Annotated in this window: 15 protein-coding genes and 1 tRNA gene; 5 read left to right on the top strand and 11 right to left on the bottom strand. The window is 43.7% G+C overall.

Annotated features, from left to right (window positions below; genetic code table 11):
- Positions 1 to 154: 154 nt before the first annotated feature.
- Positions 155 to 619: a hypothetical protein gene (locus tag CO230_RS10140; protein ID WP_162990023.1), complete on the top strand. Its 465-nt coding sequence runs from the start codon at positions 155 to 157 to the stop codon at positions 617 to 619.
- On the opposite strand, the gene CO230_RS10145 is transcribed toward CO230_RS10140, so the two are convergent.
- On the bottom strand, positions 620 to 1,135 hold the full coding sequence (locus CO230_RS10145) for a gamma carbonic anhydrase family protein (protein ID WP_122028492.1): 516 nt from the start codon (positions 1,133 to 1,135) through the stop codon (positions 620 to 622).
- Between the two features lie 127 nt (positions 1,136 to 1,262).
- Between CO230_RS10145 and CO230_RS10150 the strand changes: the two genes are divergently transcribed.
- Positions 1,263 to 2,141 carry a NifU family protein gene (locus CO230_RS10150; RefSeq protein WP_122028493.1) on the top strand — a complete coding sequence of 293 codons (879 nt, stop codon included), beginning with the start codon at positions 1,263 to 1,265 and terminating at the stop codon, positions 2,139 to 2,141.
- 44 nt (positions 2,142 to 2,185) lie between these two features.
- Entirely contained in the window at positions 2,186 to 3,214 is a 1,029-nt protein-coding gene (gene hemH / locus CO230_RS10155) for a ferrochelatase (protein ID WP_122028494.1), read from the top strand.
- A gap of 121 nt (positions 3,215 to 3,335) precedes the next feature.
- On the opposite strand, the gene CO230_RS10160 is transcribed toward hemH, so the two are convergent.
- Positions 3,336 to 4,544: a type IX secretion system plug protein domain-containing protein gene (locus CO230_RS10160; protein ID WP_122028495.1), complete on the bottom strand. Its 1,209-nt coding sequence runs from the start codon at positions 4,542 to 4,544 to the stop codon at positions 3,336 to 3,338.
- Between the two features lie 87 nt (positions 4,545 to 4,631).
- On the opposite strand from CO230_RS10160, the gene CO230_RS10165 reads away from it, so the two are divergent.
- On the top strand, positions 4,632 to 5,270 hold the full coding sequence (locus CO230_RS10165; RefSeq protein WP_122028496.1) for an MBL fold metallo-hydrolase: 639 nt from the start codon (positions 4,632 to 4,634) through the stop codon (positions 5,268 to 5,270).
- Here CO230_RS10165 and CO230_RS10170 read toward each other — a convergent pair whose 3' ends face one another.
- From CO230_RS10170 to CO230_RS10210, 9 genes are all read right to left on the bottom strand, one after another.
- Entirely contained in the window at positions 5,271 to 5,831 is a 561-nt protein-coding gene (locus CO230_RS10170) for a thioredoxin family protein (protein WP_122028497.1), read from the bottom strand.
- Positions 5,831 to 6,745 carry a tRNA (adenosine(37)-N6)-dimethylallyltransferase MiaA gene (miaA, locus tag CO230_RS10175; protein WP_122028958.1) on the bottom strand — a complete coding sequence of 305 codons (915 nt, stop codon included), beginning with the start codon at positions 6,743 to 6,745 and terminating at the stop codon, positions 5,831 to 5,833. The genes CO230_RS10170 and miaA overlap by 1 nt, the downstream gene beginning before the upstream one ends.
- A gap of 99 nt (positions 6,746 to 6,844) precedes the next feature.
- Entirely contained in the window at positions 6,845 to 7,180 is a 336-nt protein-coding gene (locus tag CO230_RS10180) for a YkvA family protein (protein WP_122028498.1), read from the bottom strand.
- Positions 7,181 to 7,249: 69 nt separating this feature from the next.
- Complete coding sequence (locus CO230_RS10185; RefSeq protein WP_122028499.1) at positions 7,250 to 7,801, bottom strand: TlpA family protein disulfide reductase; 552 nt, start codon at positions 7,799 to 7,801, stop codon at positions 7,250 to 7,252.
- A 1-nt stretch (position 7,802) separates the two neighbouring features.
- Positions 7,803 to 8,363 (bottom strand): thioredoxin family protein, encoded by a 561-nt coding sequence (locus tag CO230_RS10190; RefSeq protein WP_122028500.1) that lies wholly within the window; start codon positions 8,361 to 8,363, stop codon positions 7,803 to 7,805.
- Positions 8,364 to 8,380: 17 nt separating this feature from the next.
- Complete coding sequence (gene aroC / locus CO230_RS10195) at positions 8,381 to 9,442, bottom strand: chorismate synthase (RefSeq protein WP_122028501.1); 1,062 nt, start codon at positions 9,440 to 9,442, stop codon at positions 8,381 to 8,383.
- 48 nt (positions 9,443 to 9,490) lie between these two features.
- The gene (locus CO230_RS10200) at positions 9,491 to 11,119 is read right to left on the bottom strand and encodes an LIC_10190 family membrane protein (protein WP_228438131.1); all 1,629 of its coding nucleotides are present in this window, start codon (positions 11,117 to 11,119) and stop codon (positions 9,491 to 9,493) included.
- Between the two features lie 57 nt (positions 11,120 to 11,176).
- Positions 11,177 to 11,713 (bottom strand): YMGG-like glycine zipper-containing protein, encoded by a 537-nt coding sequence (locus tag CO230_RS10205; RefSeq protein ID WP_122028503.1) that lies wholly within the window; start codon positions 11,711 to 11,713, stop codon positions 11,177 to 11,179.
- Between the two features lie 128 nt (positions 11,714 to 11,841).
- Positions 11,842 to 11,912, bottom strand: a tRNA-Cys gene (locus CO230_RS10210).
- 131 nt (positions 11,913 to 12,043) lie between these two features.
- Between CO230_RS10210 and CO230_RS10215 the strand changes: the two genes are divergently transcribed.
- On the top strand, positions 12,044 to 13,045 hold the full coding sequence (locus CO230_RS10215; RefSeq protein WP_122028504.1) for an LLM class flavin-dependent oxidoreductase: 1,002 nt from the start codon (positions 12,044 to 12,046) through the stop codon (positions 13,043 to 13,045).
- Positions 13,046 to 13,097 lie beyond the last annotated feature (52 nt).

The following is a 13,097-nucleotide window of genomic DNA, read 5'->3' on the forward strand; positions in this document are numbered from 1 at the left end:
TCAAATTTAAAGAAAATAGACTGCAAAAAAGAAAGTTTGAGCCTCGCCCGGAAATTTATAATGATACATCCCGCACAACGTCACAATAAAACAGCGGTTAATTTGTGATTATAGGTTGAAAGGCAATATTTTTGCATCATCTGAAAAAAACCTCATGAAATACTACCTCATCCTTGCCGCCACAATTCTCACCCTGGCTGCCTGTGCAACAAAACAGGCATCAGAAACTGAAAATCTACCGGAAGATATTTCGCTGAAACCTGAAAACAATCTCGCTCAACAGCAAGACCGCGAAATGCTGTCTGCGATGATGAAGGATATCGAAGCCCAGATTGCCCGTGTTACCTGTACCGACGCATCGAAGTGGAAGTTTGCCCCCATCGGTGCAAAAGCTTGTGGTGGACCGAGTGCTTATATCGCCTATCCCACTGAACTTGAAGATGAGCTGCTGCCCAGGATTGAAACTTATACCCAAATGCAGCGTGCGTTTAATATGAAATACCAGTTAATGTCTGACTGTAGAATGGTGCTGCCACCTTCGGGCATTACATGCGAAAATGGCAAAGCTGTGCTGGCAGAAGGGCTTTCTGCAGATGTACAGCGGATAGATGCATTGTAACTAGTCTTTATACCAAGCAGCGTACTTCACGTAATTGTTGGCGATGCGTTCTACTTCGCCTTCCAGCAGTTCAGAGGAGATGTCTTTGATTTTTCGGGCAGGGATCCCTCCCCACACTTCGCCAGACTTAATGTGCGTGCCCTGCGTTACTACCGAACCTGCGCCTATAATGGAATTGCTTTCTATGGTGCAATCGTCCATCACAATCGCGCCCATACCGATTAGTACATTATCTTTGATGGTGCAGCCATGCACAATGGCATTATGCCCAATTGATACATTATTGCCAATCTGAAGCGGAAACTTCTCGTATGTGCAATGCAGCATCGCGTTATCCTGTACATTTACTTTGTTGCCCATCTTTATAAAATGCACATCACCCCGAATGACCGCGTTGTACCAAACACTGCAATCGTTGCCCATGGTTACATCGCCAATAACTGTCGCTGTCTCTGCAAGAAAAGTATTGCTGCCAAAAGCAGGTTGTTTACCTAAAAGTTCTTTGATTAAAGCCATAATGCTGTAATTTTAAATTTTTAATATCGCCGGATTATTGAAAATGACAATAACAGAAATATAATTTTGTGGTCCTGAAAGCCGGTTTATAATGCGTATTTTTGCAGTTCAAATTTAATCAAATAAAATGAGACAAATCCTTATAGAACCTACTGAAAACCCGAAAGTACTAAAGTTCGTGGCAGATTATACGCTCATCCCCGGATCCCTTGAACTAGACCGTACTTCTGATATTACTGAAATACCGCTGGCACAGGAGCTTTTCAACTATCCCTTCGTGGAGCGTATTTTCATCACGGCAAATTTCATTGCCGTAGCCAAGCAAGACACCGTAGAATGGGAACATGTGACAGAAAGCCTGAAAAATGTGATTGAAGACGAGTTACTCGCCAATCCGCGCATTTATCGTCAGAAAAGAAAGGAAATGTACCAGATTTACTCGGAAATGACACCGAACCCAATGGTGATGAAGTTCGTATCAAGCCGTTTACTGATGGATGGTTTTGTAGAGGTGAAATCGCGTGAAAATGCTACGCAAGTACCGCTTGCCGCTGCCATTTTTAAAGAATTCAGTTTTGCCAAAGAAGTATTTATCTCAGATAATTTTGTGGCTGTTACCAAAGATGTTTCCGTTGAATGGCATGAAGTGATGGTGGCTGTAAGGGCGTTTATCGCGGATTATTTACAGAACAGCGGAGTAATTTCAAACCTTGAACCTCAGAAACACGAAAGTCCGGTTGAGAACATCATCAACCGTGATTATACGGAAACCGAACAGAAAATCTCTGACATCCTGAATGAGTATGTAGCACCAGCCGTAGAAGGTGATGGCGGTAAAATTTCGTTGATTGAGTATGATGAAACCACCAAAACAGCCAAAATGTTGCTTCAGGGCGCGTGTTCTGGTTGCCCTAGTTCCACCGCCACACTGAAAGGTGGCATAGAAAACATCCTGAAACAGTTTGTACCGGAACTGGTAGAAAAAGTAGAAGCAGTTAACGGATAAAACAGAATTACGCACAGCAACAGCGACACCTTACTGATCTTATTATGGGTAAAAAAGGAATATTATTGGTAAATCTCGGCTCCCCGCGGTCTACCAGCGTGGAAGACGTTAAAGAATATCTGGATGAATTTTTAATGGACGAAAAAGTGATCGACTACCGTTGGTTTTTCCGTTCATTATTGGTAAGAGGCATCATCCTGCGGACACGCCCGCCAAAATCTGCAGCGGCCTACAAAACAGTCTGGACGAATGAGGGTTCGCCGCTGATCGTTATTACCAAAAAAATACAGCAGAAGCTACAGAAACTGGTAGAAGTCCCTATAGAAATCGGGATGCGCTATGCCGAACCCAGTATTGAAACCGGTATCCGGAAACTTACCGACCAGGGAGTCACCGAAATTGTACTGTTCCCTCTTTACCCGCAATATGCGATGAGTACGACGGAAACCGTAGTGGACAAGGCGGAGGAAGTCCGTAAGAAATCCTTCCCGGGTATTAAAATCAGCTACGTACAGCCTTTCTATAACCGCGAAATCTATATAGATTGCCTTGCGGAGAGCATCCGAGAGAAGTTGCCGGAGAATTTCGATGCGCTGCAGTTTTCTTATCATGGCGTGCCCGAACGGCATATCTACAAAACAGACCCTACCAAAACCTGCAACCTCAACGACTGCTGTACACGCGAGGATAACCCGAGCCACCAGTTCTGCTACCGCCACCAATGCTTTAAAACCACCGAAACGGTTATTGAGAAACTGAACATCCCGAAAAGCAAAACCGTGGTCTCCTTCCAGTCGCGCCTTGGCAAAGACAAATGGATTGAGCCTTACACCGATGAAACCCTGGAAAACTTACCAAAAAAAGGGGTGAAGAACCTGGCCATTGTTTGCCCGGCTTTCGTATCTGACTGTCTGGAAACTTTGGAAGAAATTTCTGTGGAGGGCCGCGAGGAATTTCTGCATGCCGGTGGAGAAAACTTCCATTACATCCCGTGTCTTAATGATGAAGACCGCTGGATTGAAGTGGTAAAAACCCTGTGCGAGGAGCAACTGGAAACGTTTTATCTGGTGTAAGAAACCCTAATCCTGCACCAAAAACCAAATCCCTAGCCCCGATAGCAGCGGCATCCTTTGGTGCCGCGCCAGCGGGACCAAAGATACAGCGGATAGCGGGAAGTAGCTTCTGGAAAAAAAATCAGCGCACCGGCGTGCGGAACTCGCCGTACCCTAACAATCCATCGTAATTGCTGCCAAATGGGCGGTAATACAGATATGCCTGATAGAGGTTTTCGGTCTGCCAGAAGTTACCGTTTATTTGCCCGAAATCAAGGGGTTCGCTGGCTTTTTTGGTGGCTAGAATATAGTTATAGAAGCCTTGTTTCAGGTAGGTCTTGGCCACGTACATCCCGCGGCTTTCGTCGTACACCATTTTATTTTCGGGTGTCGCGGTAAAATCGTTAAAACTGCCCATCACGTAAATTTCTTCATCGGTCTCTTTTGATTCTAACGTAAAATGCACCCATGAATAGTCGGCTTCGCGGTCGGCATTACGCTCTATCCCCAAATCGTTCCGGCGGAAGTAGAACGCGCTATTCACATCTGGTTGATACTGGTAATTGAGCGGGAAAGCCCATACTGGATGCAGATAAGTATGGTTGATATTGGCTACAGTTTCGGTACCAGCGACCATATCGAATGCCTGGCTGATGTTTTTGTTATCGAAATAATAAAACTCGTTATTGCCGGGAAATGAAAGGCTCTGCTGTTGGAAAAGAAGTTTGTTCCCTATGGTCGCACTTGGTTTTTGGTTATAGAGACCCATATGCCAGTTATTGTTCTGGATAAGGTTCAGGCTCACAGAATTTGTATTCTGCATGAGTGCGGAACTTTGTCCAAGTGCCTGTACTTCTACCCGCTGGTTAATCTGTGGACGGCGCGAATCCTGCGTTCGGGTTACATTTACCCCTACGATGGCGCCATCTTCCATCATCGCGAAACGCCTTTTAAATAAAGGCCGGTCGGGAGCATCTTTATAGACCACCAGTTCAAAATTGCCTGAGATTTTAGGCCGAATTTTATCATTCGGAAATACGAGGGTGTAGTGGGTATAGGGTTGTAGTGTATTAAATGAATACTGAATATCATCAATAAGTCCATTGAGACTGCCCGTGGCATATTCGGTAAAGAAAAGGCCGTCGTCCTGCCAGTTCCTGTCGAGATGTTTTATGGTATAGCGGTACAGCGTGCTGGAGTTGGAGAGATCATCAAATTTAAGGATCAGCTGCTCGCTGAAACCAATCACCGGTGTTTGATCATTGGTTTGTGGATTGAAGAGCTGTATGCTGCGGATCTCCTGTGCACAAAGGTAAGTTCCTAAAAATAAAAACAGGGATAAATATTTCATAAGTATAAAGATAACGCATTCCTACCTATTTTGTTGTAAACTGTGCCGCTGGTAAAATTTGTATTTTTGCGTTTTTAAATCTTTGTTATGTTTCATATACAATCTTTTGCATTCAATCCGTTTTCAGAAAACACGTACCTCCTCTATAATGCGCACAGAAATGCTTACCTTATTGATCCCGGCAACTTTTCTGAGGATGAAAATCAAAAAATCGCGCAGTTCATCAGCGATAACAATCTCAGCGTAAAGAAGATCTTGCTTACCCACGCCCACATCGACCATGTACTGGGACTGCAATGGGCGTATGACCGCTATAAAGTGCCGGTGCTCTTACATGAGACTGAACAAGAGATACTTGACAGGAATCCTATGGATGCAAACCGTTTCGGTTTTTTCTTTAAACCGTTTGAAGGCGACATCCAATACCTCTGCGAAGGTGACATACTGAAACTTGATGAGGATGTACTGGAGATTAAACATGTACCGGGGCATTCGCCAGGGCATATCGCCTTTTATTGCAATGCACAAGATTTCATTATTTCCGGTGATGTTCTTTTTGAAGGAAGCATTGGTCGCACAGATTTATATAAAGGTAACCAAGCCGAACTTCTGAACAGCATCCGAACCAAGCTCTTCACCCTGCCAGAAGCAACAAAAGTCTACAATGGCCACGGAAATCCTACCACTGTAGACTTTGAGAAGCGGTATAACCCGTTCTTTAAATAATTAAGACTTCCACTTGATGCCGCAGCCAATGCTTGGGCGCTGCTGCTCTTCTTGTGGCTCACCGGCAAGTAAATTCTCAAAAGCGATGATGAGGTCTTCGCCAGTAACTTCTTTCTGGTTGCCAGGACGCGAATCATCCATCTGGCCACGGTAAATAAGATCTAATTTTTCATCAAAGAAGAAGAAATCCGGCGTACAAGCAGCCTGATACGCTTTTGCCACAGCCTGGCTTTCATCAAATAAATAAGGGAAATCAAACTTTTTATCCATTTGGAAAGCGATCATCTTCTCGGGAGAATCATCCGGATATTTTTCTACATCATTGGCATTGATGGCAATAAACTCGATGCCTTTATCCTGATAATCTTCGTAAAGTTCCGCCAGTTTATCGATGACATGAAGCACAAACGGACAGTGGTTACACATAAAAATCACCAAAGTGCCCTTTTCGCCTTTCAGTTCTTCAAGTGACTGTATTTCGTTGCTGTGCGATGGGTTAGGGAGCTCGAAAAAAGGAGCCTTTGTACCAAGTGCAAGCATATTTGAGGGTGTTGCTGCCATTATTGTTCAGGTTTTATGTTAAGATTATGCAACAAAGATAAGGATTCTTCCACCGGATTTTCAAAACTTACCCAATGGATGTTGGTCTCTTTGCGGTACCATGTAAGTTGTCTTTTCGCAAAACGGCGCGAGTTTTTCTTGATTTCTTCCACCGCAAAATCCAGCGTCCATTCGCCATCGAAATATCTAAAGAGTTCCGTATAACCCACAGTTTGCAAAGGTACCAAATGGCGGTAAGGGAGTAAACTTTCTGCTTCTTGGAGGAGGCCTGCCTGCATCATCAGATCGACACGCCGGTTAATCCTTTCATAAATGATTTCGCGAGGCGCTGTGATCCCAATACGGTACACATTAAAATCGCGTTTTTTAACAGAGGTAGAAATATTTTCGGTATAGCTTTTTCCGGTTTGCCAAATGACATCAATGGCGCGTAGTAGCCGACGCGGATTTTCACGGTCAACGGTGCTGAAATATTCAGGGTCCAGAGATTCGAGCAGGTTTTGTAATGCTTCGATGCCGTGTGTATTCATCAGTCCCTCCAGCTTTTGCTGATTTTGGTAATCGGCTTCGGGTAGATCGTTCAGGCCTTCAATAATGGCTTTTTCATACATCATACTGCCGCCTACCATAATCAAAGTATCTTTTGTACTAAAAAGTTGCTGAAGTTTTGCCGTAGCGTCTTTCTCAAACTGACCAATGCTGTAATAATCCTTTACGGAAAGATGACCAATGAAATGATGCGGTGCCTCGGAAAGCTCTGCCGCAGTTGGTGTAGCCGTACCGATCTTCATCTCCTGAAAGAACTGGCGCGAATCGCAGGAAAGGATTTCGGTCTTGAAGTGTTGGGCAAGCGCCAGGGAGAGTTTGGTTTTACCAATGCCAGTTGTCCCGATAATGGAGATTAGATTTTTCACAGCGCAAATTTCCTGATAATTTCTGAAATACAGAAAGGACGGAGAAATTCTGCCCAATACATTAAAAAACCACCCGAACTTATGGGTGGTCTATCATCATTAATCTACAATTTCTGCATCAATTGTTTTGTCAGTCTTTCGCTCCGCTTCCCAAACTACAAATTTTTCTGCTTCTTTCATAAGCATAGGTATTGCGAAAGCGAGCAGCGCCAGATCATCAAGCACCCCAATCCCCGGCAACCAGTCTGGGATAATATCAATTGGGGAAACCAAATACAGCAATACGAGGCCGGGCAACACTACATTTTTATATTCGGGCCGATAGCCACCTGCTGACATCACCGATTTCACCATTCTTACAATTACCGGAATTTTCGCAATAAATCCTTTGTGTTTAAAGGCTTCTTTGGCCAAAGCAATTTTCGAGAGTTTCATTTATCGTGTTTATATTTTAGCAAACAGCATTCGCAAAATCTGTACCGTGAAATAATAAATTATGTTAAATTACTTAGTAACGTTATCGATAAATTCGTTGACGGATTTGCTGTTCCAATCCTTTGACGCATCTTCTTTAAGCAAGATCCTGCCATTTTTATCCAATAGAAAAGTGGTAGGGAAAGCTTTAGGCAAAATATTCTTGGAAACCGGGCTCTGTGCTATATAAACTGGCGCGGTGTAATTGTTTTCTTTCAGGAATTTCACCACCGTGTCTTCCTGGTCTTGCATAGCAATCAGTACAAACTCGATCTGCCCTTTTCTGTTTTCATACAGTTGCTGTATCGTAGGCCATTCTTCGCGACATGGCGGGCACCAGGTTCCCCAGAAATTAAGGAAAACCAGTTTATCTCCTTTCAAATTTTTCAGGTTGGTACTGGGTACATTGATGCCTTTCAGTTCTACATCGTAATCAGAATCTTGTAACGTTACCGCATTCTCTATCGCTGCTATCGGGAAAAACAGGTCTTTAATCTTCAGTTTAACCGACGGAAACAGGTAAAGCACGGCCACGAAAACGACAGCGATGATGTAAAAAATATTCTTTCTTAAAAATGTCATGTCAAATGAGGTTTAAAATTTCTTCAATGGCATCTTTACCACGGTTTTTGGCGTAATAGACCTGAAGGTCGTTATAAAATACTTCGCGGGGGTACACAGTTTCGTTTTCTTTAAATTTTTTCAGAAGCTCTACCCCATATTTTGGGCGTGGCCCCCAAGTGTTTCTTACAGTAAAGTCTTCACTAAGAATCAATACTTTCGGGATCGACTGTGTACCGTTGGTTAGAAACTGGTCAATAAGTGTAACGTCTGCGTCTCTTAAAAAAACTTTCACTTCGATGCCTGCAGCTTCAAAAAACTTCGCGACTGCGGGTACTGTCGCGCTGGCGTCCCCACACCAAGGCTCGGAAATGATAAGAATTTTACCCTTAAATTGTTTGTTTTTCACCTCCTCAAGGTGTTCTGGTTCTATGCTGAAGGTTTTCAGGGTTCTTTCCATGCGGTGCAAGCCGAGTTCGTAGTAAGTGAAATACTCGTCGGTATTTGCGGTTTGCTGTACGCGTTTTTCGGCTTCCTGCATGTACTCATTAAACGTGAGGGCCTGATTCCAATATTTTTCCATATTCTGGTATGCTATATTTATATTTTTCTCAATTTATTAATCATGTATAGATCTGCCAGCACAAAAGCGGCCAGATTCTCCACAATAGGTACGGCACGCGGCAATACACACGGATCGTGGCGGCCTTTCCCTTCTACTGTAACGGCATTGCTGTATTTATCTACACTTTGCTGTGGTCGCAGGATTGTCGCCACCGGTTTAAAAGCCACCCGGAAATACACATCCATGCCATTTGAAATTCCGCCCTGTATTCCCCCTGAAAGGTTGGTTTGGGTGGTAAAATCTGTATTAAAGAGATCATTGTGGGCCTTCCCTGTCATTTTCGCGCCGCAAAATCCGCTGCCATATTCAAATCCTTTGGCTGCATTAATATTCATCATCGCTTTGGCCAGTTCTGCCTGTAACTTGCCAAAAACGGGTTCGCCGATGCCTACTGGCAGGTTTTTGATGACACAGGTGATGGTTCCGCCAATGGTGTTGCCTTCTTTTTTGATTTCCCTGATGCGGGCAATCATTTTTTCGGCGGTTTTCGGGTCCGGGCAGCGCACCTCATTGGATTCTGTATTCCGGAAATCGAGTTCCTGATATGGCTTTTCACAGAAAATCTCGCCCACAGATGATACATAAGCATGTATTTCTACCTCCTCAGGAAGTAGCTGTTTGGCCAGGCTGCCGGCCACCACCCAATTCACCGTCTCGCGTGCTGAGGATTTGCCACCGCCGCGGTAATCGCGCAGCCCGAATTTTTGGTCATACGTAAAATCTGCATGGCTCGGGCGATAGGCTTGGGCGATGTGGTCGTAATCGCGGGATTTCTGGTTTTCATTCTCTATTATAAAACCAATGGGCGTGCCTGTGGTTCTACCCTCAAAAATACCGGACAGAAACTGCACAACATCACCCTCTTTCCGCTGGGTAACAATGGCTGACTGGCCAGGTTTCCGGCGGTTGAGCTCATGCTGAACAGCCTCAAAATCCACCTGCAAACCCGCAGGGAAATTATGGATGATGCCACCATAAGCTGGGCCGTGGCTCTCACCGAAGGTGGTAAGTGTAATGAAATTCCCTAATGTGAACATGTTACAAAGTTATGATTTGGGCGCGGTATATGAAAGCCTGCCGGCAAATTATTGACCGCTGTTAAATTGCTGTATAATCTGCTGGAGCTGCTTCTTTTCCTGTGGGCTCATGGCTCTCCAGACAAAGCCCTGCTGAAGACCTTCACCTATCAGCTGTGGGAAAATACCAGCATTGAGATTTTGCTGAAGATAGAGCGGTGATATGGCAGGAAGCGGTGTATCAAACGAAAACGGATATCCCTGAACTACATGGAATTGCAGATTACCTATTTGGTGGGTTTTAAATTCATTCAGTTCAAAGATACGGGGTTTAAGCCACTGGTCTGCTTGTGCTCCGGTCATGAAACTCCCTAATCTAAAGGTGGGGAATATGTTTATGACCAGTTTCGGGAATGAAAAAAAAACACCTACCAGTAATGAGAAACCTAAAAAAACGAAAAAGGCCAGTTTCTTCGAGATGAGGTGATGAAACATTACAAATCCTATAACAAAAAAAACATCCAAGAAAAAGCGGTATTGCGCCGAAAATGTAAGCACTAAAGCGACCTTCACCAATATTGTCACCATTAGAAACCTGTGGATTGTTGATTTACTCCGAAGGCAAAAAACAAAGAAAACCACCAGACTCAGGATAAGAGAAATATGAATAAACCCTTTAATCCCCGGAAGGAAAAGCCATTTAATTACAGTTTCTGAGAGACTGAACCCAGAGATTTCAGCAAAAGTATATTGCAGATCATAGGTCTTCATCATTGCCATTTCGGCAGAATCCTGCAATATTGCCGGATGTGGCTTCCATGAAAGTCCAAAATCAAACATTTGTACCGGAAAAAACGGGTAACCAAAAACCCAGCTATTCTTCAGCACAAAAATAAGTAATACCAAAAGTCCCGGTATTAAATGCGGCAACCCCCACTTTTTATGGAGAAACATATAACCGAAAACAAATATCGGCAGCCAAACAACAGTAGGCTTCAAGCAGAAGACAAATACCGCAAACGCAAAAAGCCAGGTATAGCTTCGGTTACCGTGTAAGATTTCCTGCAGCAGGATCAAGGAAAAGACGATTGCTGGCAAATCAGGCGACGGCGACTGTACAAACAAGAATAAAATCGGCAGAAAAAAGAGATGGATCCAGCATTTCTTTTCAAAAATATAAATAAGAAAAACACCAGCGGCCAATACATTTATCCTTAAAAAAGAATCAGAAAAATGCGAGAACCCTGCCTGGAATATATGCCAGATCGACATTTGCCCTATCACCAAATCAAGATTAGCAATCCCCTTCACCATCCCGAATTGCGTCAGCCACTTGATGGTAGGAACATAATATCCGAAATGATCGAGAATGAACGGGAAACCTGCCCCAAAAAACAGGAGTATCAAAAAACTGATTGGCAACAAGATACCCGCATTTGACCACAGTTGTGAAACCGCGCGGTACCCTTTAAAATACATAAAGCAAGCCCCACCAGCAATAAGGTAAATAAGTTCTAAAAACTCATTCAAAGGCGCGACAAACGCAATCAAAGTCCACGATAATGCTACAATAAAAATCCCCCTTAGCAATGTCCCGGAAATACTGTCGTCCTTTTCTCTGCATCTCAACTGTACCAAAGCACCAAAACCCAGCAATACTGGGAAAAGAAGTAACATCGTGAAGATCAAATAAAGCATAAAAAAAGATTGTTTAAAAATAAACAATCTTTCCCTTATATTTGATTTAAATAATCCTTATTGAACGCGGCCATCCTTACGGTCACCAGCTCTACCAATGGTATATCCGGTAGCACCACCCACGATACCACCTACCACTGCACCAGCGGCACGGTTCCGTTTATTAATCAGCGCACCGGCTGCCGCGCCACCTACAGTACCGATAATGGTCCCTTTAGCGGCTTTACTCATGCCTTGCTTTTGTGTAGTCCCCTGTGAAGTGCCTGCGGTACTGCCCGAGCTAGCCCCTGAGCTTGAAGAATATCTTGGCGTATTATCCACATATACCGTTTTAGTTTCGCGGATCACTTGCGGTTTTGCCGCGGCTATTGCCTGTTTTGATTTACGTTCTTCCTCTATGCTATCGGCCTTACGTTGTGTTTCATAAGCCATTTTTTCTTTTTCAATAGCTAATTTCTGTCTTTCAATCTCCAGCTGCCTTGCTTGGAACTCTATTTTTTGCTGTTCTAAAGATTTCTCTGCAACTGTATTATCCTTTGTACAGGCCGTCATTAATAAAACCGACATAAACCCTGCTGTGACTATATTTTTCATGACAATATATTTTCGTTAATAATACTTGCTTTATGCCAAAAACAAAACCAAGTAAGCGTTAAGGAAATGTTAAAAAGTAAAAATTATATTAAAAAAGCAAGACCTTCATCTGAAAATCTTGCTTTATGAGGTTCCTAGCGGATTCGAACCGCTGTAGATGGTGTTGCAGACCACTGCCTAACCACTCGGCCAAAGAACCATTTGGGTTTGCAAATATAATAATTTTTTGATATTCACCATAAAAAAATCCTTGCCTTATTATTTCGGCTTTAATCCTAAAAATATCCGCCTATTTTAAAGTCCGTATTTTTGTACTTAAAAGTATAATAAATGAAACATTTTGAACTTTCAGTTCTGGATCTGGCTCCCGTAAAGCAGAACAGGACCATCCACGATACATTTAATGACAGCCTCGATCTTGCACGCCACGTAGAAAAACTGAAATATAAAAGGTTTTGGCTTGCAGAACATCATAACATGGCCAGTATCGCCAGTTCCGCCACTTCAGTCCTGATTGGCTTTATCGCGAACGGCACGAAGACAATCCGCGTAGGCTCTGGCGGCGTGATGCTTCCAAACCACAGTTCGCTGGTAATCGCTGAACAATTCGGGACCCTCGAAAGCCTTTTCCCAAAAAGGATAGATCTGGGCGTAGGCCGCGCGCCTGGAACTGATGGACTCACGGCAAAAGCCTTAGGACGGAACCCGATGATCATCAACGAGCAGTTCCCAAGACAAATCCAGGAGCTTCAACGGTATTTCTCGGTTGAGAACGCAAACAGTCCGGTACGTGCGATACCGGGTGAAGGTTGTAATGTCCCGATTTATGTTTTGGGATCGAGTACCGACAGCGCCTGGCTGGCTTCTGAACTTGGTCTTCCGTACGCTTTTGCAGGACATTTTGCGCCACAGATGATGGAAAGCGCGTTTGAGATCTACCGCGAAAACTACAAACCAAGCGAAGAATTCCCGGAACCTTACATTATTTCGTGTGTGAATGGTGTGGCTGCGGAAACTGATGCAGAAGCACAGAAACTTTCGAGCACGCTTTATCAAATGTTCGTCAACATCATCCGGAATGACCGCAAACCATACGCTCCGCCAGTGGAAGATATCGACGCGATTTGGAATCCGATGGAAAAAGCACATGTAAAAAATATGCTGCGTTATAGTTTCATTGGTAGTGAAGAATCGGTGAAGAAACAATTCGCAGATTTCCAGAAACAGTTCAGGGTGGATGAGATCATGGTGACTTCAGCGATTTATGATCATCAGGCGCGGTTGAAATCTTATGAAATCATCAGGAAAGCCACAGACTTGCTGTTGTTGTAAAGGTATTTCTTTTTGAAAACGGTTTTGGTAAAACGCCAAACTCCCGCGTCCC

It is taken from the genome of Chryseobacterium sp. 6424, assembly GCF_003692615.1.
Classification (GTDB): Bacteria; Bacteroidota; Bacteroidia; order Flavobacteriales; family Weeksellaceae; genus Kaistella.

Coding starts and splice junctions, on each gene's coding strand:
- CO230_RS10140 (WP_162990023.1), top strand. CDS start 155: ATGAAATACTACCTCATCCTTGCCGCCACAATTCTCACCCTGGCTGCC.
- CO230_RS10145 (WP_122028492.1), bottom strand. CDS start 1,135: ATGGCTTTAATCAAAGAACTTTTAGGTAAACAACCTGCTTTTGGCAGC.
- CO230_RS10150 (WP_122028493.1), top strand. CDS start 1,263: ATGAGACAAATCCTTATAGAACCTACTGAAAACCCGAAAGTACTAAAG.
- hemH (WP_122028494.1), top strand. CDS start 2,186: ATGGGTAAAAAAGGAATATTATTGGTAAATCTCGGCTCCCCGCGGTCT.
- CO230_RS10160 (WP_122028495.1), bottom strand. CDS start 4,544: ATGAAATATTTATCCCTGTTTTTATTTTTAGGAACTTACCTTTGTGCA.
- CO230_RS10165 (WP_122028496.1), top strand. CDS start 4,632: ATGTTTCATATACAATCTTTTGCATTCAATCCGTTTTCAGAAAACACG.
- CO230_RS10170 (WP_122028497.1), bottom strand. CDS start 5,831: ATGGCAGCAACACCCTCAAATATGCTTGCACTTGGTACAAAGGCTCCT.
- CO230_RS10180 (WP_122028498.1), bottom strand. CDS start 7,180: ATGAAACTCTCGAAAATTGCTTTGGCCAAAGAAGCCTTTAAACACAAA.
- CO230_RS10185 (WP_122028499.1), bottom strand. CDS start 7,801: ATGACATTTTTAAGAAAGAATATTTTTTACATCATCGCTGTCGTTTTC.
- CO230_RS10190 (WP_122028500.1), bottom strand. CDS start 8,363: ATGGAAAAATATTGGAATCAGGCCCTCACGTTTAATGAGTACATGCAG.
- aroC (WP_122028501.1), bottom strand. CDS start 9,442: ATGTTCACATTAGGGAATTTCATTACACTTACCACCTTCGGTGAGAGC.
- CO230_RS10200 (WP_228438131.1), bottom strand. CDS start 11,119: ATGCTTTATTTGATCTTCACGATGTTACTTCTTTTCCCAGTATTGCTG.
- CO230_RS10205 (WP_122028503.1), bottom strand. CDS start 11,713: ATGAAAAATATAGTCACAGCAGGGTTTATGTCGGTTTTATTAATGACG.
- CO230_RS10215 (WP_122028504.1), top strand. CDS start 12,044: ATGAAACATTTTGAACTTTCAGTTCTGGATCTGGCTCCCGTAAAGCAG.